Origin of the sequence: Ferrimicrobium sp. (assembly GCF_027364955.1) — a bacterium.
In the GTDB taxonomy this organism is placed as follows: Bacteria; Actinomycetota; Acidimicrobiia; order Acidimicrobiales; family Acidimicrobiaceae; genus Ferrimicrobium.
The window spans coordinates 37,390-63,741 of record NZ_DAHXOI010000014.1 but is presented as its reverse complement, the minus strand read 5'-3'; the positions used below and the strand labels follow the sequence as shown (position 1 = coordinate 63,741).

At 56.4% G+C, this 26,352-nt stretch carries 28 protein-coding genes; 5 read left to right on the top strand and 23 right to left on the bottom strand.

Annotated features, from left to right (window positions below):
- The first annotated feature begins 87 nt into the window (after positions 1-87).
- From M7Q83_RS09975 to M7Q83_RS09960, 4 genes are all read left to right on the top strand, one after another.
- The gene (locus tag M7Q83_RS09975; protein ID WP_298338115.1) at positions 88-348 is read left to right on the top strand and encodes a hypothetical protein; all 261 of its coding nucleotides are present in this window, start codon (positions 88-90) and stop codon (positions 346-348) included.
- A 737-nt stretch (positions 349-1,085) separates the two neighbouring features.
- Positions 1,086-2,378 (top strand): FAD-dependent oxidoreductase, encoded by a 1,293-nt coding sequence (locus M7Q83_RS09970; protein ID WP_298338113.1) that lies wholly within the window; start codon positions 1,086-1,088, stop codon positions 2,376-2,378.
- Between the two features lie 210 nt (positions 2,379-2,588).
- The gene (locus tag M7Q83_RS09965) at positions 2,589-3,677 is read left to right on the top strand and encodes a biotin/lipoate A/B protein ligase family protein (RefSeq protein WP_298338111.1); all 1,089 of its coding nucleotides are present in this window, start codon (positions 2,589-2,591) and stop codon (positions 3,675-3,677) included.
- A 190-nt stretch (positions 3,678-3,867) separates the two neighbouring features.
- Entirely contained in the window at positions 3,868-4,242 is a 375-nt protein-coding gene (locus tag M7Q83_RS09960) for a metalloregulator ArsR/SmtB family transcription factor (RefSeq protein WP_298212593.1), read from the top strand.
- A 24-nt stretch (positions 4,243-4,266) separates the two neighbouring features.
- Here M7Q83_RS09960 and M7Q83_RS09955 read toward each other — a convergent pair whose 3' ends face one another.
- The 22 genes from M7Q83_RS09955 to M7Q83_RS09850 all read right to left on the bottom strand — a co-directional run bounded on the left by M7Q83_RS09955 (position 4,267) and on the right by M7Q83_RS09850 (position 24,843).
- Positions 4,267-4,914: a Rieske (2Fe-2S) protein gene (locus M7Q83_RS09955; protein ID WP_298338109.1), complete on the bottom strand. Its 648-nt coding sequence runs from the start codon at positions 4,912-4,914 to the stop codon at positions 4,267-4,269.
- 19 nt (positions 4,915-4,933) lie between these two features.
- Positions 4,934-5,422 carry a DsrE/DsrF/DrsH-like family protein gene (locus tag M7Q83_RS09950; RefSeq protein WP_298338107.1) on the bottom strand — a complete coding sequence of 163 codons (489 nt, stop codon included), beginning with the start codon at positions 5,420-5,422 and terminating at the stop codon, positions 4,934-4,936.
- 21 nt (positions 5,423-5,443) lie between these two features.
- The gene (locus M7Q83_RS09945; RefSeq protein ID WP_298338105.1) at positions 5,444-5,890 is read right to left on the bottom strand and encodes a glycine cleavage system protein H; all 447 of its coding nucleotides are present in this window, start codon (positions 5,888-5,890) and stop codon (positions 5,444-5,446) included.
- 2 nt (positions 5,891-5,892) lie between these two features.
- Complete coding sequence (gene gcvH, locus M7Q83_RS09940; protein ID WP_298338103.1) at positions 5,893-6,333, bottom strand: glycine cleavage system protein GcvH; 441 nt, start codon at positions 6,331-6,333, stop codon at positions 5,893-5,895.
- Positions 6,326-6,631, bottom strand: coding sequence for a hypothetical protein (locus M7Q83_RS09935; RefSeq protein ID WP_298212603.1), 306 nt, complete (start codon positions 6,629-6,631; stop codon positions 6,326-6,328). Before M7Q83_RS09935 ends, gcvH begins: the two co-directional genes overlap by 8 nt.
- Positions 6,631-8,796 carry a (Fe-S)-binding protein gene (locus tag M7Q83_RS09930; RefSeq protein ID WP_298338100.1) on the bottom strand — a complete coding sequence of 722 codons (2,166 nt, stop codon included), beginning with the start codon at positions 8,794-8,796 and terminating at the stop codon, positions 6,631-6,633. Before M7Q83_RS09930 ends, M7Q83_RS09935 begins: the two co-directional genes overlap by 1 nt.
- A gap of 2 nt (positions 8,797-8,798) precedes the next feature.
- Positions 8,799-9,758, bottom strand: a complete 960-nt coding sequence (locus M7Q83_RS09925) for an electron transfer flavoprotein subunit alpha/FixB family protein (RefSeq protein WP_298338098.1) — start codon at positions 9,756-9,758, stop codon at positions 8,799-8,801.
- A gap of 25 nt (positions 9,759-9,783) precedes the next feature.
- Positions 9,784-10,554 (bottom strand): electron transfer flavoprotein subunit beta/FixA family protein, encoded by a 771-nt coding sequence (locus tag M7Q83_RS09920; RefSeq protein WP_298338096.1) that lies wholly within the window; start codon positions 10,552-10,554, stop codon positions 9,784-9,786.
- 1 nt (position 10,555) lies between these two features.
- Entirely contained in the window at positions 10,556-11,863 is a 1,308-nt protein-coding gene (locus M7Q83_RS09915; protein ID WP_298338094.1) for a (Fe-S)-binding protein, read from the bottom strand.
- Entirely contained in the window at positions 11,844-12,590 is a 747-nt protein-coding gene (locus M7Q83_RS09910; protein ID WP_298338092.1) for a hypothetical protein, read from the bottom strand. The genes M7Q83_RS09915 and M7Q83_RS09910 overlap by 20 nt, the downstream gene beginning before the upstream one ends.
- A 10-nt stretch (positions 12,591-12,600) precedes the next feature.
- Positions 12,601-13,647: an FAD-dependent oxidoreductase gene (locus tag M7Q83_RS09905; protein ID WP_298338090.1), complete on the bottom strand. Its 1,047-nt coding sequence runs from the start codon at positions 13,645-13,647 to the stop codon at positions 12,601-12,603.
- Positions 13,648-13,664: 17 nt separating this feature from the next.
- The gene (locus M7Q83_RS09900) at positions 13,665-14,855 is read right to left on the bottom strand and encodes a heterodisulfide reductase-related iron-sulfur binding cluster (protein WP_298338088.1); all 1,191 of its coding nucleotides are present in this window, start codon (positions 14,853-14,855) and stop codon (positions 13,665-13,667) included.
- Positions 14,852-15,571, bottom strand: a complete 720-nt coding sequence (locus M7Q83_RS09895) for a 4Fe-4S dicluster domain-containing protein (protein ID WP_298338086.1) — start codon at positions 15,569-15,571, stop codon at positions 14,852-14,854. The genes M7Q83_RS09900 and M7Q83_RS09895 overlap by 4 nt, the downstream gene beginning before the upstream one ends.
- Positions 15,571-15,954 (bottom strand): DsrE/DsrF/DrsH-like family protein, encoded by a 384-nt coding sequence (locus tag M7Q83_RS09890; protein WP_298338084.1) that lies wholly within the window; start codon positions 15,952-15,954, stop codon positions 15,571-15,573. The genes M7Q83_RS09895 and M7Q83_RS09890 overlap by 1 nt, the downstream gene beginning before the upstream one ends.
- 76 nt (positions 15,955-16,030) lie before the next feature.
- Positions 16,031-16,267, bottom strand: a complete 237-nt coding sequence (locus tag M7Q83_RS09885; protein ID WP_298338082.1) for a sulfurtransferase TusA family protein — start codon at positions 16,265-16,267, stop codon at positions 16,031-16,033.
- Positions 16,268-17,545: 1,278 nt separating this feature from the next.
- Entirely contained in the window at positions 17,546-17,779 is a 234-nt protein-coding gene (locus M7Q83_RS09880; RefSeq protein ID WP_298338080.1) for a hypothetical protein, read from the bottom strand.
- An 84-nt stretch (positions 17,780-17,863) separates the two neighbouring features.
- Positions 17,864-19,105 carry a glutamine synthetase family protein gene (locus tag M7Q83_RS09875; protein ID WP_298338078.1) on the bottom strand — a complete coding sequence of 414 codons (1,242 nt, stop codon included), beginning with the start codon at positions 19,103-19,105 and terminating at the stop codon, positions 17,864-17,866.
- A 19-nt stretch (positions 19,106-19,124) separates the two neighbouring features.
- Positions 19,125-20,108 carry a serine/threonine-protein kinase gene (locus M7Q83_RS09870; protein WP_298338076.1) on the bottom strand — a complete coding sequence of 328 codons (984 nt, stop codon included), beginning with the start codon at positions 20,106-20,108 and terminating at the stop codon, positions 19,125-19,127.
- The gene (locus tag M7Q83_RS09865) at positions 20,105-20,983 is read right to left on the bottom strand and encodes a PP2C family serine/threonine-protein phosphatase (RefSeq protein WP_298338074.1); all 879 of its coding nucleotides are present in this window, start codon (positions 20,981-20,983) and stop codon (positions 20,105-20,107) included. The genes M7Q83_RS09870 and M7Q83_RS09865 overlap by 4 nt, the downstream gene beginning before the upstream one ends.
- Positions 20,984-21,141: 158 nt before the next feature.
- Complete coding sequence (locus M7Q83_RS09860) at positions 21,142-22,692, bottom strand: APC family permease (protein ID WP_298338073.1); 1,551 nt, start codon at positions 22,690-22,692, stop codon at positions 21,142-21,144.
- 446 nt (positions 22,693-23,138) lie between these two features.
- The gene (locus M7Q83_RS09855) at positions 23,139-23,462 is read right to left on the bottom strand and encodes a nucleoside triphosphate pyrophosphohydrolase (protein WP_298338071.1); all 324 of its coding nucleotides are present in this window, start codon (positions 23,460-23,462) and stop codon (positions 23,139-23,141) included.
- Between the two features lie 1,225 nt (positions 23,463-24,687).
- Positions 24,688-24,843 carry a hypothetical protein gene (locus M7Q83_RS09850; protein WP_298338069.1) on the bottom strand — a complete coding sequence of 52 codons (156 nt, stop codon included), beginning with the start codon at positions 24,841-24,843 and terminating at the stop codon, positions 24,688-24,690.
- A 284-nt stretch (positions 24,844-25,127) separates the two neighbouring features.
- Here M7Q83_RS09850 and M7Q83_RS09845 point away from each other — a divergent pair, with 284 nt between their 5' ends.
- Positions 25,128-25,469, top strand: a complete 342-nt coding sequence (locus M7Q83_RS09845; RefSeq protein WP_298338067.1) for a DsrE family protein — start codon at positions 25,128-25,130, stop codon at positions 25,467-25,469.
- A gap of 211 nt (positions 25,470-25,680) precedes the next feature.
- Here M7Q83_RS09845 and M7Q83_RS09840 read toward each other — a convergent pair whose 3' ends face one another.
- Positions 25,681-26,181 (bottom strand): helix-turn-helix transcriptional regulator, encoded by a 501-nt coding sequence (locus tag M7Q83_RS09840; protein ID WP_298338065.1) that lies wholly within the window; start codon positions 26,179-26,181, stop codon positions 25,681-25,683.
- Between the last annotated feature and the right edge of the window lie 171 nt (positions 26,182-26,352).

The window sequence follows — 26,352 nt, the reverse complement described above, 5'->3', positions numbered from 1 at the left end:
TTGCAGGTGCCCCGGAGCAAGCCGCTTAGCGGTCTTGCGAGGCGATGGAATGGACTACCATGAAATCGCTAACTGTGGTCCCCGCTCATGCAGACCCTCATCGAGCCGGGCATGCTCGGACGAGCGTTCTCGGTCGACGCCGTTTTGTCCTTTGCCCTCGCGCCACTTGGTTTTTTGGCTGCGGGGGTTGCCGCAAGCTTATGGGGCACCCAGGTGAGCATCGTGGTCTTTGGGGCGCTCGCCGCCACCGTGGGTTTGATGGTCTTTATCCCCGGCGTGCGAGACCCAGAGCGAGGTGGCCTCAACCTCTTTGATCACAAGCCCGAGGGTTCGATCGAGACCCCTTAAGGTAGCCGCTGGGGTGCTTTGCTTAGTCGGCACTATTGGCACAGATTATACGGGCCGTTAAGGAAACCCCTCATGCCGTACCCGATCGGCTCTCGCTCCGGCTCGCAAATGAACTCTTGTACGATATTCTGTGAAATCCACCCAAGGTAGACATCGTGGTGAGAGCACCCTCTCTGCAAACACGTCGCTGCGAGAAACTACCAATTTCGAGTGCTTACTCAACTGCAAACACGCGCGTCGGGGCAGCTTGCGGAGTTGGATCTATAGAGGATCGGGCGCCCGGTGATCTTGCCCGATTCCTCGCGACTCCCCTATTGAGCTACTTTATCCTGCATCACTAATCCCCTCCCAGAGCGGATACCAACTGGGTTAGCTGGGGACGAAGAGGCAAATTCCCCTGCCGCGAGGCAATACTGAATAGGGATACTAGCAAGCATCCGAACAGAGCAAGGGAAGCTACTGAGCAGACCTCGCCATTGCCACCGCTCCTAGCACCTCTACCCGATCGCGAAACCACGTTGCTTAGACCAGGCAACAACTCACCGTACCACTAGACACAAGTCCCAGACGCCAACAGCTGAAGCATATTTCTACCCAGAGGTTTGGTAAAACTAATCCATCGTAACGAGACGGACACGTGACGAATCTTGAACCCAACTATGCTTGGTGGAGAGCAGTGGTATTGCCCTAATGGTCCGTCGGTGTGCGGTAGGACCATATCGAGGGAGGCCCCGAAGATGAATCATGCCAAACCAACAGTCGTGGTGCTCGGTAGCAGTTTTGCAGGCTTGACGGCCGCACGTTTTCTGCGTCACCATGCCGGTGAATCCGTCGATCTCGTCGTCATCGACCGGAATCCCTACTTGACTTTTGTACCCAACATCCAAATGGAGGTATTTGCGGATCGAGATCCACTCGATAGCATGTTGATGGACACACCGAAGATCCACTCCAAGGATGGCAACGTCTTCTTAAATGCCGAAGTGACCGCCATCGATCCCGATGCCAAGGTTGTCCACGTCGTGCCGAACGATCGTCTTGGATCAGCGACCGAAACCGTCGCGTACGACTACCTAGTAATAGCGCTAGGAAGCCGCTTAGCCTACGACAAGATCGCCGGATTCGGTGAGTTTGGCGATACAGTATCGAGTACCTATTATGGCAATAAACTGCGTCGCAAGCTCAATAACTACAAGGGCGGACCAATTGCGATTGGCTCAGCCCGCTTCCATCAGGGTCAGGAGAACAGGCCAGACTGGCTACCCACAGCTGAAGCGGCATGCGAGGGTCCACCACTCGAGCTCGCCCTCACCATGGCAAACTGGTTGGATGAGAAGAAACTTGGCGATGGTCACAAAATTACCCTATTTACTCCCGGTGAGATGATCGCAGACGATGCCGGCGCTCCGATCGTTCGGCCGTTCCTCAAGATGGCCAGTGACATGGGCATGGGGTATGTGAACCAGACCAAAGACATTCAAGAGATAACAGCCGATGGCATCGAATTTACGAACGGGACCAGCGTAGAGGCTGAAATCAAAATCGTTATCCCCGACTGGATACCTCACGAATTCCTCCGAGAACTCCCTATAACCGATGAGCTTGGCTTTGTCCATACCGACAAGTGGATGCGTAATCCGCTCCACCCTGAGATCTTTGCGATAGGTGATGCTGCAGCCATTACCGTGCCAAAACTCGGAAGTATCGGCCACCAGCAAGCGGAGATCGTAGCACGCCAGATCGCTATCGAAGTGGGTGGACCAAAAGCTCCAAAACCAGGAAAGGAGTACCGTCCGGAGATCCTTTGCTTCGGTGACACCGGCGATCACAAGGGTTTCTACATCTACTCCAACGTGTGGTTCGGAGGAAAGACGAGCGTCTTCAACCTTGGTCATGCCTCGTATGGGATGAAACTCGCCTTCAAAGAGATGTACTTCCGCACTGGAGGACGCCCACCAAGCTTTGGCATTCCAAGCACTCATATGCTGATGGATCATCTACCTAATCTGTCGGAACCAGTTCCTTCATAATAGGGCCATAACCCACCCACAAGTATTCTTGCATACCATAGGGGTCCCTCGATTCCAGCAATCCTGCTGAATTGGAGGAACCCTGTGCATCGGCCCTAGAACCGTGGCTGTAGTTATCACAATGAGCACCCAGCAGAATACTAAACAGTCGAGACTGTGCGGCACAATATCGCGGGCTTCGATGACGAATTTGTCACTAGACTTCTATCGATGATTGATACTACTCCAATTCGCATCATTCGCGCGTTTTCAGTCTCCCCACTTCACTCACAAGCTATCTACCATGCGATTGCGGAGGCCTATACACCAGATACGCCCGACACGATCTGCCTCGTCCAACCAGCTAAACCCTACATCTGTATTGGCTATCATCAGGATGCACAACACGAACTCGATCTCACAAGAGTTGCCGACCTCGGGCTCGAAGTGATTCGGCGCCAAGTCGGAGGCGGAGCCGTCTACTTAGATGCGAACCAAGTCTTTGTGCAATGGATTTTCTCACCGAACTCACTCCCGCGCTCGATTGAGGCGCGCTACCAACTCTTCATTGAACCAATTGTTGCAACGTACCAAGAGCTTGGTATCCCAGCGCAGATGCGTCCCATTAACGACATCCAAGTCAACGGTCATAAGATTGGCGGCTGCGGTGCTGCTCGTATCGGCAACGCTGAGGTGCTGGTCTCGAGCTTCATGTTCGACATCGATCTCAACACTATGGCCTCTGTCCTGCACGTTGATACCGAAAAGATGCGCGACAAGCTCTACCAAAACCTCCAAGAGTACGTCACATGCATCACCCGCGAGCTCGAACTCCCCCCAGAACCAGAACGAGTACTTGAGACCTACCTGACAAAGGTATCGAATCTCCTCGAGCGCCCGATCCTGCCGACCGAGTACCTAACGGTGGATGAGCATACCCAGCTCATCGCCACCGAACGGACGATGTCGGATGAGAACTGGACCAATGGTGGTGGAGGTCGCCGAATCGCCGGGCTCACCATCAAAAACGATGTCACGATGCACCACGCTGTCTATAAGGCTGCTGGAGGTCTCATCAGATGGGTGCTGTTCCTCGACGGACGAGAGATTCTCGATGCATCACTGGAGGGTGACTTCACGGTCTATCCTCTTGATGCACCCCTCAAACTGGCAACCGCGATCATCGGGGAACAGCTTGACCTACTCCTCGGTGACAGATGGAACCACCTCTATAACGAAATCATTGAGGATGCACCTGGTATCTCATCGGATGACCTCAAGCAACCACTCGAGAGAATCATGACAGAGCTGACGCGCTAACATCGCTTGCCAGCACTGCTCTAACGACGGAGATGGATAGATAGCCCTCTAAGCAATCGACCAGATGATCACCCCTTTGCTTGGCTTGGGCGACTCACCAGGGTGCCCATTACGTCGGAAAAGCTGACCCATAATCCCGAGACCACTTCAAAGGGCATCGTGAATACCCGAATGCAGCTAGCCTAGTTTTATGACTAGCAAAGAGGAACTGAAAGACGAGTACGAACTCCTTGTTTCGATCATGTGCAAGGCGCTGAATGATCCCAAGCGGCTTCTGATCCTCACCCTCCTCGGGGAGCGACCGCGCACCGTTTCGAACCTCGTGGAGGAGATAGGTTCACCACAGACCAACATCTCCCAGCATCTGACCGTCCTCAGGGATCGTGGCCTCGTCAACGCGACCCGAGACGGCACCTCCGTGACCTACTCTCTCTCCCATCCACAGATCCTCACCGCGATCACGACACTCCGAGAGGTGATGCATGACGAGATCGACCGAAAACAGCGACTCATCGCCACCGATGAGGAGCCATTGCCCACAGCCAAGGTAGCTCGACTCGCCTAGGTCCGTTCTCCACGGCACACAAAGCTAGACGCCAGGTGCTGCGACGACCCAGTACTTCCCATCCTCCTCCACTACGCGCAACTGCTGGAGCCCCTCATCGGCTGGCCCTCTCGTTCGCTCCCCTGTGTCGATGGAAAACTGGCTCCCGTGTTCCGGGCAGGTCATGACCCCATCCTCGATCAACGCACTCGCCAAGGAGCCGGCAGCGTGAGGACACGGTCCCACCAAACAGACCGGCTTGCCCTGGTCCTTGATCAGAATCAACTCACCGAGCTCGTGTTGGACGCAGGCGAGGATTCCCAGACGACCCGCTACATCTCCGACCGAGCATAACGGGACCATCCGCGGACGTTGAGAACCCGACTCAAACTCCTTCACCAGCCGCCGGAGTAAGACTCCCAGTCCACCAGAGTTCTCGATTCTGTCTGCTCCAGCTCGTTCGGCAGCTGCCCAAAGATCCTGCTTCTGGACCATGGTATGTGCGATAAGGGTTGCACGCGGGTTCTGTGAACGTACCTCGGTGATGCTCACCAGATCGGCCTCCTCCGACAATGGAAGAAGGAGAACCTCTGCAATGCCAGGGTCTGATGTTAGCTCGATATTGCTCTGTCGCGCAGCACGCTCGACACTCGCTCGAGCGACAGCATCGCTAGCATCCGCATAGATCAACACGACGGGGTCAATTTCTGCCTCATATGAACATACTGATATCAGCCTCAGCCGCCATGTTAATAAAACTTGCCGCACCGATCGGGGGTTGAATTCCGTCGATGAAATCATCCTTGCTCAGCCCGTAAAGATCCATGGTCATCTGGCATGGGTGCAATCGAACCTCAAGATCGAGTGCCATCTCAAGTAGCTCCGTTGGCGAAGCGACCTTGTGGTCGGTTGCGAGAGTCTTGATCATCTTGGTACCGACACCAGCAAAGTTGATCTTGCCCAACCGCAGCCGATCGGTCCCGCCCGCATCCACGAGCGACTCCGCCTTTTGCATCCAGTTGCTGCCCGTCACTCTGATGCTGTTCTTCTGGAGCACCCGCAGGCCCCAGAAGGTGAAAAACACATCCACCTCGAGTCCCGAGGCCGCAGCCGTCGTCGCCAGTATTAACACCGGCCACACCCGATCCAGGTCATTGCTCCAGCAGATCATCGCCATCTTCTTGGACTCATCATTTGACACAGTTATCCCCCCTCTTCCTTTCTACTCAGCACATCGAAAGCACTGAATTCCTTCCCGTTCGATCACCTCGCGATAGTGATCGAACGCCTTCGGGCCATCCGCCAACCCTTCCAACTCCTGATCATTGGAGTACTCGATAAGGTACAGCCAGCCAACCTCATAGGGGTCTCTGTTAGCAACTGCGACATCGGCGTCAAAGGCGATCCGATTGTTCTCCCGGATCACTCCGGTCAACGGTGAGATCAAGGGGCCCACCCACTTTGCACTTTCCAATACCGTCAGTGGGCGCCCACGCGCCACGTTCCGTCCCACCGGCTTCCAACTCAACTGCACCAACCTACCCATTCGAGTCTGGGCAACGTCAGTCATCCCCACGCGCGCTAGTCCTCCCTCGACCTTCACCCAGACATCAGCATCGAGGTCATAGTATCGATCAGTAGGGAAAGCGCACCCGGCCCACGTCTCCATCGCTAGCCGTCGCTACACACAATTCCTTGGTCATCGAGGAACGCCTTATATTGTTGTACCCCCTCCATGCCCGTCGCAAGTTCAGCGAGGTCGCTCTCCCAATTGCTCGGCGCTACTCTCGCTACCCAACCCTCGCCATAAGGATCCGAGTTCAAGAGTCCAGGAGTCCCTACCAAGCGTTCATTGACCGCGAGCACCTCACCCTCCACTGGACAGGGCACGGGGCCAACCCACTTTCCACTCTCGACAGTGGCGAGACTGCGACCCTTCTTCACTGGTTTACCCGCAGCCTTCAGTGAGACTGAGATAATCGTCTTCGCAAGATTCTGCGCCACATCGGTGAGTCCAATCACCACCTCATCACCATCGGGGCGTGCCCAGACATGCTTCTCGATCAGATAGTACAGATCCTCTGGAAGCTCGCATCCGTTTTCTTTACTCATCTCTCTCCTCTTCTCGATGATAACCAACTTCACTGGGATGTTCGCCAATCAGATGTTGCACGAGGATATCCATCCCCACCAACCTGATATCTGCTTCGTACTCCTCAATAAAACCATCCTCGGGATGCCCACGCTTGATCGCTTGGACATAGGCCTCCTCACAGAGTGGACAGTTGACCCGGTACGAGGGCCGACTTCCTTTTGCCACGATGGCAATAAGATCTGGATGACGCGCAATCAGATGCCGATGCAGACTCTCGTATCCGAGATTTGCGGCGTCACAGGTCGGGCACTCCATCAGACGTCGACCAGTTCGGTCGCCTCGGTTGCCTCGGCGAAGAGTTCAACGATGTCGATCACCTTCAGGGAGTCCTCAATCCCTACCGTCTTGACCGCATCAGAGAACATCGCGTAATCCTTTGGGCAGGCTACGACGAAGTAGTCAACCCCAAGGCCTTGCGCCTCCTTGATTCGGTTCACCGACGGCCGTTCCTCCAGATAGGAGTCGTCCATCCAGATTCTTCCACCGCCGGCTCCACAACAGAAGGAGTTTGCTCCATGTCGTGGCATCTCAACGAGTTCACAGCCCAGTCCAGCGATCACCGCCCTCGGTGTGTCAAAAATCCGATTGTACCGACCCAGATAACAGGGATCGTGATAGGTCACCCTGCGTCCTAAGCTGCGCGGAGCAACCTCCTCGGTGAACATGAGGATGGCGAGTAACTCAGAGTAGTGCAGTACCGGTTTGTCGAGCCCAAAGGACGGATACTCATTGCGAAGTGTGTTGAACGTATGAGGATCCGTCGTAAAGATCTTATCAAACGAAGCCTTGGAGAAGGCCGCCATATTCTGTTCAACGAGCATCTCAAAGAGACCTTCCTCGCCTACCCGACGTACATCGTTGCCGGCGTTACGCTCATCATCGAAGAGAATCCCAAACGAGACCCCACTGGCGTTGAGCACTTTGGCGAGCGTCTGCGAGATACTCATCAGGCGCTCATCAAAGGAGGCAAAATCGCCCAAGAACCACAGATACTCCACATGCTCCTTACGTGCATCGACAATAGGAAAGTCCAATCCCTTGGTCCAGCGCGCGCGCATGCGGGCACTCTTACCAAAGGAGTTACCCTGCGTTGCAATATTTTGCAACGCCGACTGGAGGGTGGGCTCCATCTCTCCTCGATCAACCAATGAGCGTCTGAGTTGTACGATGGTTGGCACGTGTTCGATACCAACTGGGCAGATCTCGACACAAGCCATACACGTGGTACATGACCAGAGTGTTTTGTCCACGATCACATCACCTGCGAGTGCTCCATCAGTCAGCAGCGGTCCCGACGCCACGGGGCGAGTTTCGGTATCGAGGAGAAGAGGGACGTGCCGACTGCGGTCTACCCACTGGCGCAGGTCCAGAATAAAGTCACGGGGTGAGAGTGGGGCACCAGCCGTTCGCGCAGGACAGACAGCGTGACAGCGTCCGCACTTGGTGCACGAATCAAAGCCCAATAGCTCTCGCGGGGTAAAGTCATCGATAGAGTCATAGCCAGTCTTACCCTCTGGTGGAGTGGGAATCCGCCTCGTCGTTGCGAGATCCCTGACGGCGAGATTGGTCGGGGATGCCAACATATGCCACGCCTTTGACCACGGAATATAGGCAACAAATGCAAGAGCCATGCCGACATGAACCCACCACAGCCAGGCATGAATCGCTCGAGCACCGGCCGAGCCGACACCGAGCGAGACCAGCCCCTTACCAACGAGATAACCGAGCCACGTCCAGCGCTCGAAACTCGGAAACCCCTCGCCATCAATGCGCAGTCCCTGAATCAGGATCCCCGTGATAAGGATCAGAAGGAGACCCACAACAAAGACCTGATCACCAAGCACGATCTTGGCCCTGGAGTACCCCCCCTCTGGACGTTGTGCCCGCGTGTAGTCGAGCGCAATCTCGCGCGAAAACCAGCGCCGATAGGCCAGCAGAATGGTTCCCACCAGCGCCGCCAGCCCAGCCAGGTCAAAGACCGCATTGTAGCCTAGATAGAACGGACCCTGAAAGAAGCTGTAGGTATGTCCGGTGATGAAGCGTGAAGCATTGCCAAGGATGTCATAGTCGAGGCTAAGAATCGAGGTCGCGAGAAAGAGCCCAATGAATCCCCAAAAGAGCAGGAGATGGCTCACTCCAACCTTTTTTTTGGACTTGGTGACCGTCTTGTTGGCCGCGATCGTCACCAAGGAACTCGCAAACTTCGGGCGCTCTGACACCTCCGGGATGTCGCTGGCATCACGTTTTCGCAACCAGGAGAATGCGGCTGAGCGTCTTCCGTGGTTATACTCGATGACTCGCTTAAAGAAGCCGGTAAAGAAGATCGCTAGGACGATAACGGCAAGAAGATAGAACACCATCTTCGCCGTCTCGGTCTCCCCCCCGAAGATCTTCCTCGTCTCTATGACCCCAACAAGCACCCTCAGCCTCCGACTTGATCAGTCAATTCCGGAACGAGGTCGAAGAGATCCAACGTAGTGCCGTAGTGGGCAACCTCAAAGATCGGTGCTTTTGCGTCGGTGTTGCAGGCGATGATCACATCGGCACTACGCATCCCCTCAAGGTGTTCGGGCGCCCCTGAGATGCCGAAGGCGAGATAGACCGTCGGCTTGACCTTCTTGCCTGACTTACCGACCTGATGCGGCTTTGGCAACCAACCCTGGTCAATCACCGGCCTCGAGGCGGAGAGTGGTGCCTTCATCGCTTCAGCCAACTCTGCCACCAGTTCGACATTCTCCTTCGATCCAATACCCCGACCGACCGACACGAGGAGCGGCGCAGCGGTGATGTCCACACCACTGCTGTCGGGCTCGCGAAGCTCAATCGCAACACCTTTCGCGCTCGATACTGACCCACCGACATCAATGACTTCGCGCCTTGGCTCACCTGCCACTCGCCCAGCATCGGAGACAAATGACCCGGGGAGGACCGAGAGCACAGCTGGAAAGCTGTCGATCTCCACCTCTGACAACAACTTGCCGCCGTAGAGCTGCGAGGTCACCACCAGCGACCCCTCCTCCATCACCGCATCGATGACATACGAGGCGAGTACACCACCAAATTGCGTCGCTAGGGCGCCGGCCAAGTCGATCCCCACCGTACCGGTGCTGACCAAAACCACCTTCGGATCGGCGCTGCGGAGGACCTCCCCAAGCGCCATCTCCCACTGAGGCGCACAGTAACCGGCCTCCATGCCGCTCATTGAATAGAGCACATCAGCCGCTCCGAAAAGATCCTGGGGAGATGGTTCACCGATCAGCACGGCTCCAAGCTCACCCGAGAAACCATCGCTGAGTTCCCGACCCTTTCCTAACAGCTCATAGGTGACATCCAGGACTTCCCCCGCCACCGCCTCAGCTATCACCAACACATCAACCGACATCGGAACTTCCTTTCATGCCTCCGGGCTACACAAGACCCTTGGACTTGATGATCTCAATAATCTCTGCCGCCACTTCCTTCGGGGAACCCTTGAGCATGGTCGCGCCAGCTCCAGTCGACTCAGGCGGATAGAGCCGACGAACCTTGACCTGGACTGCCGAATCACTGAGTTCGACCTCGTGCTCACCGATCTCGCCCGTCTGCATCGCCTGGCGAATCCTTGAGATGGGCGCATACCTTGGCGCCTGCTTCGCCGCCTGGATGCCAAGCACCGCTGGTAGATCGAGTTCGCTCACCCCCAGGAGTCCGCCTCCTAGCTCCTGGGTCACCCTGACCTTGGAGTCAGACCCCTCGACACCGACCACCACCGCTGCGTGAGGAAGCTCCAGCAATGACCCAAGGATACCTGCAAGTTGACCATCTAAGTCATCGGCAGCCTGCACCCCGGTGAGTACGAGATCAAACGACTCGCCAGTGAGGAAGGAGGCAAGACGTTGAGCACGTTCGCGCGAGCGTACCCAGGTATCTGGGTCATGCCCGGTTAACTTAACCACTCGATCAGCCCCCTTGGCCAACGCCGCATATAGCGTTTGGTCAACGTCTGGTTCATCGAGGGCAACGACGGTCACCGTCGCCCCCAACTCATCCTTCAACGTCAGCGCCTCCTCCAGGGCAGCCTCATCCCACTCATTGGAGATGAACTTGACGAACTCACGATCGATATCGGTTCCGTCATCACTGACCTCTAGCTCCTCGACAAGGTCCGCCAACTGCCGCATAGCAACAACGATTCGCATATCAACTCCTCCAATCCTCTCCTCGCATCGCGATATCCACCATCTCGGCGATATCCATCACCCGTAGTCCCTCATTTCCCGTCGACTTTGCCGCATCCTCGAATCTCGATACCTCATAGGGACATGCGACCGCAAGAATGTCGGCACCGGTCGCCGCCGCCTCCCTCACTCGTCGTTCGGAGAGTCGCTCCGAGAGCTGATTGGAATTGAACCCATCGAGCCACATGCCACCTCCTCCTCCGCCACAGCAGTACGAGTTCTCCCGGCACCTTCCCATCTCGAGTAGTTTGACGCCTGGTATCGCCTCGATGATCTTGCGCGGGGCCTCATACTCCCCATTGTGCCGTCCTAGATAACACGGATCATGGAAGGTAACGGTGGCATCAAGACTTCCCGCAAAGTCAATCTGGTCAAGCAGGGGAGCCAACAGCTGCGAGTAGTGAAAGGCCTCGAAGGTGTGTCCATACTTTGGATAGATCTTCTTCAACGCATTGAACCCATGTGGATCTGGGGTGACGATGCGATTGAACTGATACTTCGCTAGCACATCGACCACCTCCTCCATCAAGGACTCAAAGAGACCCTTCTCGCCAGCCAGTCGCTGCGAGTCACCCAACGTCTTCTCCTCAGCGCCTAAGATCGCAAAGTCGACATTCAGGCTGCTCATGATGCGTGCAAAGGCTTGCGCGGCCTGTTGGCCCCTGGGATGATAGCTCCAGTAGTCCTCCACATAGAACAACACGTCAACGGGACTTGGGTCATTCGCCAACACGCGTACCTCGACTCCAGCACCCTTGGTCCAGGCGTGTCGTCGACGCGGATTTTCACCTAGCGCATTTCCATAACGGAACGTCTTCTCCATCACCTGTTGGAGTTCGTCTGGGATGGTCCCCTCGACCATCGCGACCTCACGTACGGCCGGCATGACCTCGATCATGTTGACCTCTTTGGGGCAGACACGAAGGCAGTTGCCGCAGGTGGTACACTTCCAAAGCTCATCAGATTTGAAAAGATCAAAGCCCGTTTGGACGGCCCGGTGAATCTTGCGGGGACCATACTCCGATACCAGGTCGACCGGACAAACCGGAACACACTTACCACAGCCAAAGCAGTATTCGAGAGAGTTACCACCCTCGAGCGCAGCAATCTTTGCAAAGCCAGCCGCGCTGTAGTCGGTCAGTACCCGCGAATGGAGCATCCTTGACGAAGAACCTGAAACGTCCCACTCTCTTCCAGAGAGTGACGACGTGACAATCGCTTCGTCTAATTCGGACACTCCGGCAGGTTGCTTATTGCCCCCTATTGGCATCAACCTCTCCCTTCACCCCGAGAATACGTCCCATAAACTCCCCCAGATCAGGAAGGAGGCTGTTGAACTCCTTGGTCATACGCATCTTGATCACCGTGGATGAATACACCCCATAGACGCCGGCAAGGAAGACATCAAGACCGTAAGGACTCTGTTCGGCCGATACCGGCAGGAGGGAGGCCGCACTCAGGGTTTGGCTGAGATAATCGAAGGCGAATCGTACCTGCGCGTACGTCGTGGCATCATCGATCCCGTATAACGCAATTGGATCCTCGACTAGAAGCGCAAGCGCACCCGTCTCCTGATCCGGATCGAGGACCCACCGACGCCACAGCGGATGCGCCCACGGGTCGACGATATGGAGCACTTCAGAGGCCAAATCTCGCAGAAGTCCCTGGTCCTCGTAACCACACCCAACAATCGTGTCAAAGACCACGAGCGGGTCTTCCCCGTTCTTGGCGAGTATCACTCCCTCGATGAGCACCTCAAGGTCCGCTTGGGCAAGGAGTTCCCTACGATGACGGCGCACGCCAAAGATCAATCCGCACAATTGCGAGAGGATCTCTCGACCCTCTTCCAGCCGATCGATCAGGCCAACCGCTGTCTGCCTGCGTTGGGTCAACTTCTCCACCAATACCACTTGGGTGGACTTCGCTACCTGGTATGAAATCGCCGTCGAAAACTCCTGTGCGGCCTCGAGATCGGCCAGTTGGGTCTGGGTCATCATCTAGTACCGCCTAGGCCAAGGCATGGAGGTCTCGAACCGCCTTCGCGGCCGCCAAACCACCACTGGAGGCGCAATCTTCTAAATCACTCGGCCCGAGGGCGGCCCCCACCGCATAGATCCCAGCTACCGACGTTGACACTGTGTCAAGTGGAGAGTGCGCCGCCTCAATGAACCCGTACTTATTCTGCTTAACGCCAAGGAGTGCTGCCATCTGACGCGTTCCTGGGGAGGCCTCCATGCCGACGGAGAGCACGACAAGATCCATCAGAACCTCCATTGGGCGGCCCATCGTGGTATCCTCGCCTCTCACAAGTAGCTTGCCATCCTTGGGGAGCACCTCAGTGATGATTCCCTTCACATACTGAACGTGATGCTTTTCTTGGGCAGGCCAGTAGATCTGGTTTTCCCAATACCCATACATGCGCATGTCGATGTAGAAGATAAAGACCTCAGCCGAGGGAATCAACAACTTGATCTCCGTAGCCTCCTTTGAGGCGACGCCGCAGCAGACCTTTGAACAGTACTCGTTCCCAATCTGTCGATCACGCGAACCTACGCACTGGACAAAACAGATCCGTTGCGGAGTCTCTCCATTGGAGGGTCGCGTCACCGAACCCTCCTTCAACATCGCCTCAAGATCCTGGAGTGCAATGACGTCGGGGAACTCGTAGTAGCCATAGAGCTGTGTCTCACGGCCGGGATCAAAATGGGTGAACCCAGTGGCGATGACGACGGAACCAGCTTGAATCTTAGAGGTCGCACTACCCGTGAGGACGTCGAGCTCAAAGGGAGCATGATCTCGCGATGCCCCGACCACCTTGGAGCTCGTGCGAATCTCGACATTCTCGAAGGAGGTCAGTTGATCGATGAGCCTGCCCATCACCTCCTCTGCGCTCTCAAGGTACGGCGTCAGTGACGCATAGTTCTCCTCAATCGGACGTCCACCAAGATACGCATTTTTTTCTATGACGGTCACTGGTGCTCCCAGCTCGGCCGCGGCGATCGCTGCCGAGATCCCCGCTGGACCACCACCTATGACGACCAATCGTTCTTGCATATTCTCCTGCCCGCTCTCTATGCGTCAACATCTGCCCAGGTGAGAAACTCTTGTCCCCCACTCTTTAGCCGCTTGGCATCCTCTTGAAACTCAGCCCAAGCCGCCTCCCAGTCAATGCCCATCTTCTCCAGCAATGGCCGATAGTTGGTCGAGTGCCAATGCAACTGCGCCACTTTGAACGGGTGCGCACCCATCGCTAGCGCAGCGAATTGGGCCTCACTCATCACCGGGACGCCGACGTTGCGCTCATGAGCCTGTGCCGCAAACTGGCTCTTGTCCAGCGCCGTCACGCAACCGGTGTCGTGCGTCAGGACCACATCAGGGTCGGCCTCCTCCTTCATCACTTCGATCTTCCTCAACGTTGCAAAGGAGCGGGTGAAGTCGCGCTGCACGAGGATATGACGAAAGCCAAACCCACAACAATCGAAGAAGGTGGAGTAACTCCGTAGATCAGCACCCAGCGCTAGAACAAGTCCACTCACCGCAGCGGTTCGCTGACCGTGATAGACATCTGGATCGAAGATCGCATCGCCTTCGACAAGTTTGTAGTAATGACATGCCGGATGAACCGTTACCGCGATGCCAGAGACATCTCGTACCGCCCGAGCACTGATCTCATCACGCACCGCATAGAGCCACTCCGAATAATGAATGATCTCCTCTGGCAACACCAACTGCTTGCCAAGCCGATGGAGCACCTTGGTCACCTGCTGACGGAGCGCCCCATCGTGGAGCAGCTCCGCCCGAACCTCCTTATAGTGCCCGTACGAGGTCCCACAATGGATGAGCGGGAAGTTCCCCGTCTCATAGGCCGCCGCAAAATTCCTCACCGCTACTGCTGCCTGCGCCGCCTGGTTCGACGTCGCCGACGCATAGTAGTTCCATGCGGTACAGGAGGTTTGATCTTCCGGGTCGATATAGTCGTAGCCGAGCTTACGCATCAACCAAAAGATCGAGGTAGAGTAGCCGGGAATGTGACCGCATTGGCCACACGACTTGTGGTGCCAGAGGTTTGCCTTCTGAATTTTCTTGATGACCCCATACTTCGTGGGCACCTCTACAAAATCGCCGGTAATCCTCTGTACGACAAGCTCTCCCTCCGCCTCCAACTCGAAGAGCCGCTCATGAAAATCCTCAGAACGCCGATCTGGAGCCCGTTCAAACTTCTCTTTCTTACCAAGAATTACTGAGACCGCACCATCACTCATATCTCTATCCCCTCCTCCTCTAACTTCTCTTCCATAATTTCCTCAAGAATCATATGAATTCCTTGATCTACCTGTGCAATCATGTCCAATGCCCCAGTCTCTAGCCAGATGACGTAGAGCTCTACCAACGTTCGATCAGCCACCTTCCAGCCGGTCGTTGTGGTGTGCATCGTCTCAGGAGGGAGCATCCTGCGCCACAGATCGAGGTTCTCTGAGACATCTTTGACTTCAGGGCCCCAGTCGGGAAATGCATCAGGTTGGAGCATGTCGGGAGAGACTTGGGTTCCTGTCGACATGATCTTGTAAATGATTCGGGAGTACCCAGCGAGAGCATCCTTCGCCGAATGGAGACCTTCCTTGACCGCAACTTCACGCATAATAGTTATGACCCCCCCTGGGTTATTGCCCCTAGGGCATCGCAGACAAGAAAAACACTGTGAACATTCCCAGATGTCCTCCTGCATCTGCTGGAACATCAGGTCAATATCACGTCGGGCTGCCGCTTGGGCAATCCTGCGTGGTGAGAAGTCGTAGAAACGCGCAGAAGGACAGGCGGCCACGCAGATTCCACACTCATAGCAACCATAGAGGTAGTCCCCAAAGCGTGAATCGGCCATGACCTGCCCGATGAGCCGCTCCTTCTCCTCGCGCTCGACATCCATATGACCGGCTACATGATCTCTCTTCATGTAGGGGTCGAGGGTCGTCGCTGGCATTAGAACGACACCACCGCATCCGCATTCATGGCAAGATCATTGAACGCGGCACCACCGATCATCTCCACCCCATCGATCAAATCCTCAATCACGAGATCATTCAGATCGAGTGAGGGCTGACAGACCCAAAGACGTACGCCGAGATCCGTTGCCTGTTTCACAAAGTAGGAGAGGCGTTGGCCTCGATCACCTTTTGGACCAATCTTGTCAACTACCGTCTTCTTGAGGAGCTGAGGACCGTACATCGTGAAGTAGATCCCCACCTCCACCTCCATCGCAGCAGCGGACGCTGCCAAGAAGAATGGGGTAGCACAACGACCAGGATCGTCCTCACCGTGCGTCTGCACATAGAGCACTTTCCCCTCGAACTCACCGGTCCACATCTTTACTCCCCCCTCATTGATCGTGCGACACAAACACTCAAAGCTACCGATAACCGAATTTGAAAAGGACTAAGGTTTAGCCGCCACGTTTCAGTAGGACATGAAATACATCGCCTTCTTTGGTGATCCCCAACAGCTCATTACCTGTCCTGGATGTCCACGCATTCATGTCCGGCTCCACCCCAGGATCAGTCGCGAGAAGCTCAAGCACCTCGCCTGGTTGCAGCTTTTTAATGGCCTGTGACGTTTTTATCACGGGCAACGGGCACTGCAGTCCTGTGCAATCCAAAATCTCAGCCGGATTCTCAACCATACGCCCCCCTCTTGGCACACCTCGTACTACGTATCCGATCTCCCCTAGGATCAGACCACGCCATACTGATGAGAACATGCGCATTCACGCACGTCTACACCTAATCTCGTCACAATATCACAGTGCAGTGACGTTTGTGTGAATTTCAAAAACTTTTCTGGCATTTCGCGTTTCCGGCGCCCTTGATCCGGGTAACGCTCATTCGCGTCGTCCCGGGCGTCTTGGCTTTCGCCACCTGTTCGCGCCCAACAACCCCAAGAGATCATGGATCGCACTGCGTGTCTTCTTGGCGATAGCGATACTGTTGGGGCATGGTTTGGCCACCGTCTTGCATCGTACGCCGGTACCCAGCGAGCGCTATGGTGAGGTACTCCTTACCCTGCCGAACCCTCACGCTGCATCAATCGGCTGCAAAATGTTCGCTACTCAGGCGGGCACGAACCAATCATGTCCATCGGACCCACACTGGAGATTCCGAAGAGCACCTGCTCAGAAGTAGAACGTCACCATCCGTATAAGCGACTCGGCATCAGTGCTCGTCATGGCCCCGCTCCGAGTCAACCAGGGACATAGCCTCGACACCGAATGGATCCAACAATCACGCTTCTGAGATCACGTTGATCTCTGGCCGAATCCTCGGCAAGGGACGACGTTTGTGGGGCAAGCATTTTGGGTGATCATCCGCTGAAAGCCCCTGATACCATGGGCGTAGCCACACGTATGGACGGTGGATCGATCTCAGCGCTCTTCGCACAGGACAACTAAGGTTCCAGCTCCCGGGTAGAGCGCTTCAGACTGCCACGGTGTCCAATGGGTCGACGATTGCGTGATCACCCCTATCCACTACCTCCAACTAATGGTTGACGGGCGATGATGCTAGAATCGCCCGCACTAGGCTCGCCGGCACTAGGCTCGCCGGCACTAGGCTCGCCGGCACTAACGTTCACGGTACTACCAAACGACCCAGACAGTGTCATCGGACAACACGGTTGTCTACGAAGCTGGCGAACTGGCATCCGGTTGGTCGCCAGGACCCGACACGCTAGCGCACCTCAACCACCTCAGCGCCAGCGTCCCTTGGCACCTCATCGCCGACAGTCGATCCCGACTACTTCGCCCGTCAAGTGGTACATCGGTCCGTCTATCCACACCGGATAGCTGGCCAAAGTCTCAGAGCACCAGCGGATAGAACGGCCCGGATCATCGCATGAACCAAGTCCACAAGTACGACCTGTACTGCAAGTCAAGCGACACCGTTATCTCGCTATCGTTATCTCGCTATCGGTCGTGGCGCAGATAGGCTCCGGCGGCAGCCCGCAAATAGAGCACTCCGATCCCAACTGCGACCACCACTGGGATCAGGCTCCAACTCGCATGGAGATAGAGTCCACAGACAGCACCGGCCACCATCCACATCAGCGCGAGCCCCACGAGCAGCAACGGAGAGGCATTGCGCCTTCCGACCTCATAGGTCGCCCCTGGCGTATCTGGCCGAGCATGTGCTGGTGTCATGCGAGTAACTTACCCCTTCTTCGACGGCAATGTCCGCACTACACCAAGAGCTTTACCGAGCTGTTACACCCCAGAAACATGACGCTAGCGGCTACCGAGATAGCGTTGTTGCTCCCAGTCACTGACGTATCCCTGCGACGCCTCCACCTCGGCCATCAGATCCTCGCTATAGCGGTTGATCAGACGGTCGTCAAAACAATCGACCAGCTGATCATCGGCGGCGAGTTCGCGAATCGCCTGTTCTAAGCTGCGTGGTAACTGCGTTGGTGCTGTCTCGACCTGGGCGAGGCCAACACCTTCGACGCTCTCCTCCAATGGGGCCGGCAGCTTCGCCTGCCCGGCGACCCCGATCTCAGCGGCAGCGAGCAGCGCGGCGATTACCAGATAGGGATTCGCCGATGCGTCCGAGCCACGGTACTCAATCGAGACGAACCCTTCGCTCTTACGGCTCAGCCGCACCAAGGCCGACCGGCTCGCCTGGGCCCACGTCGCGTGACTTGGCGCCTCAGCGCCCCGGTGCAGACGCCGGTACGAATTGATGGTTGGAGCACCAAAGGCACAGAGTGCACTCGCGTGATTCAGGACTCCGCCGATAATCTGCTCAACCCGCAACGCATCGGAGGGATCTCCGCCGGGTAGCACCTGGTGAATATGCATACCAGACCCCGGCAACTCGTTCAGTGGTCGTGCCATAAAAGTTGCAATGAGGCCCTCGGCGTACGCCAGATCGGCGATGATGGTTCGCGCACTCATTAAGGTATCCGCGAGTGCGAGCGGGGTCGCGCCGGTGAGATTCACCTCATACTGACCTGGTCCTGCCTCATGGTGGGCAGCGCTGAGGGGAACATTGAGCGAGAGGAGCTGTTCCGCCGTCTTGGCAAGCAGTCGTTCCCCTTCTCCACGCGCATACGAAAAATAGCCTTCACCATCGACCGGTGTAAAGTCTGGGCGTAGGAGGTACCACTCGAGTTCCGCTGCGCCCTCCCAGTTACCTGAGGCGATGGAAGTCGTGACCACCATCTGACGGAGGGCATGGCGGGGATCAAGTGGCCACGGGTTACCCTCGTCGTCAAAGAGGTCACAGATGACGCGACCCGAACCCTGCCCGCTCGGCAACAAGGTCGTTGGGTCTGGTTTGAGCACCAGATCGGTCTCGATGAGTCGGTTGCGTCCCTCGAGCGCCGAACCATCGACTCGCACTCCCTCACTGATCGCTCGATCGAAGGTTGCACCAGGGATCTGCACTGCACGGGCCGTTCCACTGAGATCAGTGAAGACCAACTTCACCCAGGCGAAATCACCACCGACTCCTAGGTTCTGACTCAACGACGATCCCCTCTCTCTTCTACCTGACCACCAGCGCGATCACGACCACCGCAATGATGGCGCTCACAAACCCTACAGCAACCAGCCCAGCCCGACGGAGATAACTTCGTGTGGTCGTCGGTTGTACCTCTCCCATGGGAGCCTCCACTGAGAAATCAAAGACCGCTGAGTCGATCGTTGCGGGTTCGTTCAGATCACGAAGGAGCTCGTCGACGCGCTGATACCGGTGTTCTGGGTAGCGGCGAAAGCTATGCATCACTACTCCTTCGACCTCGGGAGGGATCCCTGGATCACGTTCTCGAAGCGGCAATGGATCTCCCTGAAGATGCCCGGCCATCACCACCAACCAGCTGTCGCCCTCAAAGGGGACCACGCCGGTAAGCAGTTCATAGAGGATGATCCCCCAGCTGTAGAGATCACTACGGGCATCACCACGCTGGCCCCGTATCTGTTCAGGACTCATGTAATCAGGGGTGCCCTGGGCCATCGAAAAGTGTCTCCAGGTAAGCCGGCGCGCCCCAAGGCTCACCGCGCTGCCAAAGTCGCTGATCGCAACGGAGTGATCGGCGGAGATAATCAGATTCTCTGGTTTGAGATCGCGATGCACCACCCCATGTGCATGCAGATAGGCGAGGCCGAGCGCGATCTGGCGACCAATGTCAATCGCCTCCTCGAGCGGTACCCGTTCTCGTTGGGCCATCCACTCGCGAAGGGTTTGACCCGCTCGGTACTCATGCAACAGATACGGTTCACTCGGATGCTGGGGCACCGGCAACGCCCGCTGAACATTTGGATGCTCAAGCGAGAGGGCCAGGGTACGCTCCCGGGTGAATCGCGCATAAAGCTGAGGGTCGGCCAAGAGCTCAGGATTCGGGAACTTCACCACCACTTCCCGGTCCCCCCGTTGATCGATGGCGAGCCAAACAGTCGCATACGCACCTTCACCAAGTGGCTCCTTCAGCACAAAACCATCGATCGAATCTCCCGCCTGGTGCCCAGTCAAGGCGATCTCCTGAACCAGCGGCTCGATGAACTGGTGAGCTGGCTCGGGCCCTGTCGCTCATGTACCCGAATAATCATGATCGTTACGTTATCGGGTGCCCCACGATAGATGGCCAACTTGTTCAATTCCTCAACCACATTCGCAACCTGGACCATCGGATCACCGACCTCGTCATAGAGCGCCTGAACCATCTCCTGAGGTGAGATGAGATCCCACAGACCGTCCGAACAGAGGACCAACACGTCTCCTTTGACCAGTTGCCGTTGGGTGACATCGGGGGAGATAGCGAGCTCTCTGCCTAGGCACCGTGTGAGCACCGAACGCGCAGGGTGGCTCGCGGCTTCAGCTGGAGAGATCAGCCCCCGTCGCATCATCTCTCCTACCTGGGAATGATCGCTCGTAAGTTGTTCGACTTTGCGTCCTCGGATGAGATAGCACCGTGAGTCGCCGACATGTGCCACAAGGGCGGTATCTGACGAGATGGCCAGTGCTGTCAGGGTGGTGGCCATGCCGTTGTGACGACAACGCAGCGCCTCATCGAGGACTGCTTGATTCGCGAGTCGGAAAGCGTTGCGAAGCCGGTTCTTGATCGACTTATCCGATGACGCGCGCCAAGTAGCTACCGCCGTCTCGACCGCGAGCCGGCTTGCCACCTCACCGGCATCGTGTCCACCGAGACCATCCGCCACGAGAAACAAGATACCGCCAACCATCTCCTGGTCCTCCACTGCAGCGGCATAATCCTCATTCGCCTCACGTACGAGACCGCGATCCGATCGCAGGCTCCAAGTTAACCCTGCACCAGCACCCGATGCACGCAACAGACCATTGCCCCGCAGACGCGGTTCCCCAGACCAATCCGACATCTGAGCCATACGACTCCTCAACTCGTGACCATCAACGAGTCAACCGAAGCGCCACCATCGGCACCATACTCCGTCACTCATCATTATCGTCGGTCAAGCCGCCCATCGGGTGACTTGACCGACTACTGCCATGGCGGTAGATACCGCCCCACATTCGACCGACTCCTTTACACCGCTGATCGCAGCCGCTCCTCATGGATGCTCTTGGCATGGGTGCGCATCGGGTTCACCAGCACCCAAAGAAAGCCGGCAGCCATCCATACCCCTACGATAATGATGGCCTTGATCGCGTCGGTCGCTCCGCTTCCACCACCAGCAATCGCAAGGTAGACCACACCGGCTAACTCGACAACATTCATCAACAGCCCGAGGCCAGGAACGATCCTGTGCTTGACAAGGTGCTTATCGTGACGAGACGCGAACGCTACCAACGTGATCGCGCAGGTGATCCCATAGACCAGGAAGGTACCGATATTCGAGGCCAGCGTGATCTGGGTGAGGTTATCAACCGTGTGGACCCCATAGATCCCGATCAAAGCTGAGACGCCAGCAAGGATCCAAACACCTGCCGCCGGCGTGGCGAACTTGCCATGGAGGATACCCAGCAACGATGGGAGTTCCTTATCTCTTGCCATGGAGTACGAGAGGCGCACCGCCGTATTCATGCAGGCCAAGGTCGTGCCGAGAAGTGCAAGCAACACTGTAAAGGCCACCACCAGCGCGACCGCCTCTCCTCCACCGCCAAAGAGTCGATCCACAACATTGGTCACCAGTGTGCCAATCGGCGCAGAGTCATTCCCAGCCGCTGCGTACGGTGCTCCATGCACGCCCGCCATGGTCGCCTTGCCAAGCACAAAATCACTCGAAAAGTACTCAAGCAGGTAACAGAAACCTCCCTGAATCGCCAGGGCGATCAGTACACCTCGTTGGATATCCCGTTCGGGCTTCATGGCCTCTGCCCCAAGTGAGGTGATGGACTCGAAACCAACCAACAACAGAATAGCGATGGTTGACTGATAGAGGAGGTTGATAAAATCGTGAGGCAGTAGCACCCCTCCAGCATTCGGCTGAACGTACCCAGCATGGGGGTAGCTGATGCGGTAGACGATGAAAATCGCGCTAATGGCGACCAGTGTCACGATCTGCACCACGTTGATCCCAAGGGCCACCATGGTCGAGCCAGTGATGCCACGATAGGCTACATAGCCTACCAAAGCCGACGATACGATAGCGATCAACGAAAGAACGGGCCAACCTAGTTGGCTTCCATGATCAAGGTCGGACCAGATGTAGCCAACAATGGTGGCGATAAAGGCGATCATGATTCCGGGGTAGATCCAATAGTACAGATGACTTATCCAGCCAAAAGCGAGTTTGGCCGGACGTGCCAGCCGGCGATGCAGCTCTGATTTCTTGTCGAGGAAGGCAGCCTCTGCGAAGTAGTACGTCGATCCTGTGCCCGCATTCGGGTAGATCTTGGCAAGTTGCGAGTAACTCCAGGCGGTGAACATCGCCAATACGAATGCGAAGAGTAACCCGGTCCACATCGCGGACCCGGTGGCAGCTCCATGGTTGGTCTGAGCAGCTTGCTCTTGAAAAGTTGTCCACAGAAATGCTCCTGGAGCGATAAGGGCCATCCCATTAACGGTTACCCCCGTCAACGACAGTGACCGCTTGAACTCCGGTGACGTACCTGGTGGACCTAGATCCGGTGACATAATTGCTCCCCTTTCCCCCAACACTGCATTGAGGTTTGCGCCGATCCTACTCATCCGTTGTTACACCGATGTTTCAGCTCAATGAAGCGTTGTCTCAGCACCAAAAACACTGCGATGACGAATCAGTCGGTTCGATAGCGAGATCAGCGGTGCTTCTTTCACCCGAAGAGGATGGCGCCCGAGTAGGTTGCCATCCTGTTGCGCTCGGAAGGAGTGCTGCGACATGCCTACAAGAGATCTGCATCAAGGAGCGAGCGACAAGATTGCGAGCTCGCTAGTGGACCTGATCATCCCCTACCTCGCCGTTGGACACATGGTCGCCCAACACCACATCAGTCACGGAACAGGTGCCACGCCCATCGCAATCCCAGTAGAGGGAGGGGCGAACGACAACTCGCACGCACGCCAGGCATCAGAGTCACGTGTGCCTAGATCCACCCAGGTCATCATTGGACGTCGATCAGGAGTACTCGCTCCTCAAAACCACCGTGCGTGCTACGTTTGGCGATCCGTACTGCTTCAAGCTGATCCCACGTGGCATGATGCGATCCTAGGAGTGCATGTATCACCTCAAGTATGTCACCGAGCTCCTCAAGGCAGGGGTCATCAAGGTACTCACTTGTCTCCTCTTGTAGCTTGTGCCGTAGCGCCAACGTCATCTCTGACTCACCTAGAACCCGAGTAACTGCGTGCTTGCCACTTGCATCAATGATCGCAGGCACTCCATCACGTACCAGTTTGGGAGCGTCACGCATCAGCGACTCGCCCATCGGTGCCCCTTATCGTCATCACCAGTCTCTCCTCACAAGGCCCTCACGCCCACCAATCCTGGCAAACCTGACCACACCTCCACATGGACGTCGCCGGCGCCGTGCCTCTCTCTACCACCTGATGGTACCAAATCCCGAACGTCACCGCACCGACACCGGTTAGCCGAGCGTCGCTGTGCGGGAAGGGCGATTTTGGTTGAAGCATTAGGAGCTGCCTCCAGTCCGGTCGTGGCACCCGATGGGCTTGCATCCCACTTGGCACACAGGAAATCCACCATTCCTCACGAGCTGCTCGAGCAAGGGCAACACCAGCACAGGGCGCAAGAACCCGGGAATCGCATGAGGTGCCACCTAGTCCGTCAGTGACGTGTGCCGCTCTCTGGCGCTGGGCGGACTCGTGCTGTATCCACCCGATCGTCGCCTGGATACCTACGCGGACTCCGGGTAGGTCCATATCGGCGACCTACTCGGCACGATGATCCCCAAGCTATCTCGGTGCGCTCATGACACACGATCGTGTTGGGTGCCGCATCGCTCGGACCCTCTTTTTCGCAGATATGATGCGAGCGTACCCCCAGCGCCAGAGGAACGAACCCACATTCGCGGTCATGAGCGACGTTGTTGGCAAGTGACATCAACCGCGGACTGGGCCAACGCTGTCACAGCAGTGGCCGACTACGGCAATATGGCAGATGATAACCGCACCGGGAGAGAACCTCGCCTCCGATTCCATCACCATGCGAACAAAGCCAACGATCGCCAACACACAGCGACGAGATCCGACCGTGATCCAGGAAAGATCCAATATGTCACCAGCCATCTCCGCTAGGCCCTCGACACAACGACCTGTTCCGCAGGACAATCTTTTGCCCAAGAACGTGAGGAGGACCCCATCTAGCGGCTCTGTGGCAACTGAGAGAGCAGCTGAACTGAAAGTACGTCCGCTTGTTTCGTCAATTAACAGAGTTTCAAGTCCCTATTATCACAAGAACCGATTACCCCTATCATGAAACTCGATAGTCGCGTCTATCACTATTTGCGATCTGACTTATCCACCAACACGATAGTACTTTTGCTGCCCTGTAGCGACTCCAATGAGAACTCCACACCTGATTCCAACGACAGCTCGAACCAAAAAAGAGAGCCAGACGACGTTTCCACGTCGTCTGGCTCTATCTCGGTCTTTACCCTGGGTGCTAGCTGCCCAGTTCCAAATAGTACCTGCTCAGCAACCCTTTGCGTTACGCTCCGACATCAAGTACGTTGAGAGCACCTCCGAGCGTCGAGCACTCTGACCACTCACGCTCTGACCGACACTCTCAAGCTGCATCGACCCTCGGCGAGTCATGCGATGACCTAGATTAAACTCAGTGAACCTCATTGTTCAATCCTCCATTTCCTTAGGACTAATTCCTACTACTTCTTCGTCATTAAGTATAGCAACATTGAGCGGTATTTATTCCTCACATTTTGGGTGTCGCACCAGTATCAGCTTCCCGGCAAGCGGAGCTCACCTGACGAGAACGTCAGGTGACGAAGGGAACCTTGATTGATCATCGGAGACACCCACTCCCCTTCCGGCCAACGGCCAGACGTGCCAGAGCAGCCGAAGCCCTACAACGACTCCCTACACCACAACGATACCCGGGGAGGTAGACTGACCGCATGGCAAAAATAGCATTTTGGATCACTGCTGGACCAGATCAAGTCGACAAGGCGATGTCTGGACTTCGACTCGCTCAACGGCTGCGGGCCAATCGTGGTCAAGACGTTCGCGTCTATCTCTTCGGGCCCGGCGTTGCGCTCGGAGAATCCTCGATCCCCGCCGTCGTCGAAGTTCTGAGTGATCTGCGGGAGTCAGAGGTACCAGTACAGGCCTGCCCCGCCAACGTCACCCAGATGGGTCTCGACGAAAAAGTCCTCACTGGCCGAGGGATTGCCCTGGAACCGGCAGGCAACATTATGATCGAACTGGTTGAGAGCGGCTACCAGGTCGTCGGCGTCTAGCACTTCACAAGGACAACTCCCAGGACTCTGTCGCGGGTGATGCATAGGCGGCCAGAGGATCCACCGGACGGCTGCTCCCGAAAGATCCCCCCATCATGATCCCACCGGATACGCGCTTCGCTTCTTTCCGGGCCGGTTTCTCCTGCTGTCTGGGACAAAAGGTCGAGCTGGTGCTACCACCAGGAAGTCCTCGATGGTAGCACCAGACGAACTAGTTGACGAGCTTACCGAGTAGGTTCTCAATAGTAGCAAGCCGCTCCTCAACGGTTCTGACAGCAACCGGCTCGTTTACCACAACCGACGATGCGGTCTCGGAGGTGGAGGGCCCAGACCCTCCACAATTGCATTTGCAGGACATAATTTCACCCCCTTTCCTCTCTTGGGTGTCGAGCTGTGAGCGCCCGACATGTGATTTGCCGACGACATCAAGAGCGGCCATTTTGGCGAGCAACCGAGCGAGCGTTGCACCGGTGTGCGTCAAACTGTTATTCCAACTCCTCAGCCGATCTCTCCCTATCGCGGTCAGTTCGTAACGCCGACGGTCAGGACCTCGCTCGCTTACTTCATCGGTGACGGACAAGGCCCCGATGCGCGTGAGGTGAGCAAGGGTCTCATACAGTCGACCGCGACTCACCGTCCCAGTGACGAGACCCTCCTCTGCGAGCCAACTGGCGATACCATAGCCATAACACGGTGCCTCCAAACAGGCCACTAGAACCGCTGCCTCAAGCAACCCTTGGATTGGAGCGCCCCTCGCCTCTCTACGACTCCCAGAATCAAAGCAACCACAGCTCCTGCACATAATTCCACTATATCCAGTCTGGAGCTAGCTCAGACCCTCTCGAACAGGAATCCAACACACATCGTTCCCTCTATACATCGG

Bases quoted from the DNA above. Each gene is read 5' to 3' on its own strand.
- M7Q83_RS09895 (WP_298338086.1), bottom strand. From the start codon at position 15,571: ATGCCAGCGACGACCCTCGACCCCTACATGAAGAGAGATCATGTAGCC.
- M7Q83_RS09910 (WP_298338092.1), bottom strand. From the start codon at position 12,590: ATGATGACCCAGACCCAACTGGCCGATCTCGAGGCCGCACAGGAGTTT.
- M7Q83_RS09965 (WP_298338111.1), top strand. From the start codon at position 2,589: ATGATTGATACTACTCCAATTCGCATCATTCGCGCGTTTTCAGTCTCC.
- M7Q83_RS09970 (WP_298338113.1), top strand. From the start codon at position 1,086: ATGAATCATGCCAAACCAACAGTCGTGGTGCTCGGTAGCAGTTTTGCA.
- M7Q83_RS09845 (WP_298338067.1), top strand. From the start codon at position 25,128: ATGGCAAAAATAGCATTTTGGATCACTGCTGGACCAGATCAAGTCGAC.
- M7Q83_RS09960 (WP_298212593.1), top strand. From the start codon at position 3,868: ATGACTAGCAAAGAGGAACTGAAAGACGAGTACGAACTCCTTGTTTCG.
- M7Q83_RS09925 (WP_298338098.1), bottom strand. From the start codon at position 9,758: ATGTCGGTTGATGTGTTGGTGATAGCTGAGGCGGTGGCGGGGGAAGTC.
- M7Q83_RS09945 (WP_298338105.1), bottom strand. From the start codon at position 5,890: ATGGAGACGTGGGCCGGGTGCGCTTTCCCTACTGATCGATACTATGAC.
- M7Q83_RS09880 (WP_298338080.1), bottom strand. From the start codon at position 17,779: ATGACACCAGCACATGCTCGGCCAGATACGCCAGGGGCGACCTATGAG.
- M7Q83_RS09860 (WP_298338073.1), bottom strand. From the start codon at position 22,692: ATGTCACCGGATCTAGGTCCACCAGGTACGTCACCGGAGTTCAAGCGG.
- gcvH (WP_298338103.1), bottom strand. From the start codon at position 6,333: ATGAGTAAAGAAAACGGATGCGAGCTTCCAGAGGATCTGTACTATCTG.
- M7Q83_RS09915 (WP_298338094.1), bottom strand. From the start codon at position 11,863: ATGCCAATAGGGGGCAATAAGCAACCTGCCGGAGTGTCCGAATTAGAC.
- M7Q83_RS09890 (WP_298338084.1), bottom strand. From the start codon at position 15,954: ATGTGGACCGGTGAGTTCGAGGGGAAAGTGCTCTATGTGCAGACGCAC.
- M7Q83_RS09885 (WP_298338082.1), bottom strand. From the start codon at position 16,267: ATGGTTGAGAATCCGGCTGAGATTTTGGATTGCACAGGACTGCAGTGC.
- M7Q83_RS09850 (WP_298338069.1), bottom strand. From the start codon at position 24,843: ATGAGGTTCACTGAGTTTAATCTAGGTCATCGCATGACTCGCCGAGGG.
- M7Q83_RS09975 (WP_298338115.1), top strand. From the start codon at position 88: ATGCAGACCCTCATCGAGCCGGGCATGCTCGGACGAGCGTTCTCGGTC.
- M7Q83_RS09855 (WP_298338071.1), bottom strand. From the start codon at position 23,462: ATGGGCGAGTCGCTGATGCGTGACGCTCCCAAACTGGTACGTGATGGA.
- M7Q83_RS09935 (WP_298212603.1), bottom strand. From the start codon at position 6,631: ATGGAGTGCCCGACCTGTGACGCCGCAAATCTCGGATACGAGAGTCTG.
- M7Q83_RS09900 (WP_298338088.1), bottom strand. From the start codon at position 14,855: ATGAGTGATGGTGCGGTCTCAGTAATTCTTGGTAAGAAAGAGAAGTTT.
- M7Q83_RS09865 (WP_298338074.1), bottom strand. From the start codon at position 20,983: ATGGCTCAGATGTCGGATTGGTCTGGGGAACCGCGTCTGCGGGGCAAT.
- M7Q83_RS09905 (WP_298338090.1), bottom strand. From the start codon at position 13,647: ATGCAAGAACGATTGGTCGTCATAGGTGGTGGTCCAGCGGGGATCTCG.
- M7Q83_RS09920 (WP_298338096.1), bottom strand. From the start codon at position 10,554: ATGCGAATCGTTGTTGCTATGCGGCAGTTGGCGGACCTTGTCGAGGAG.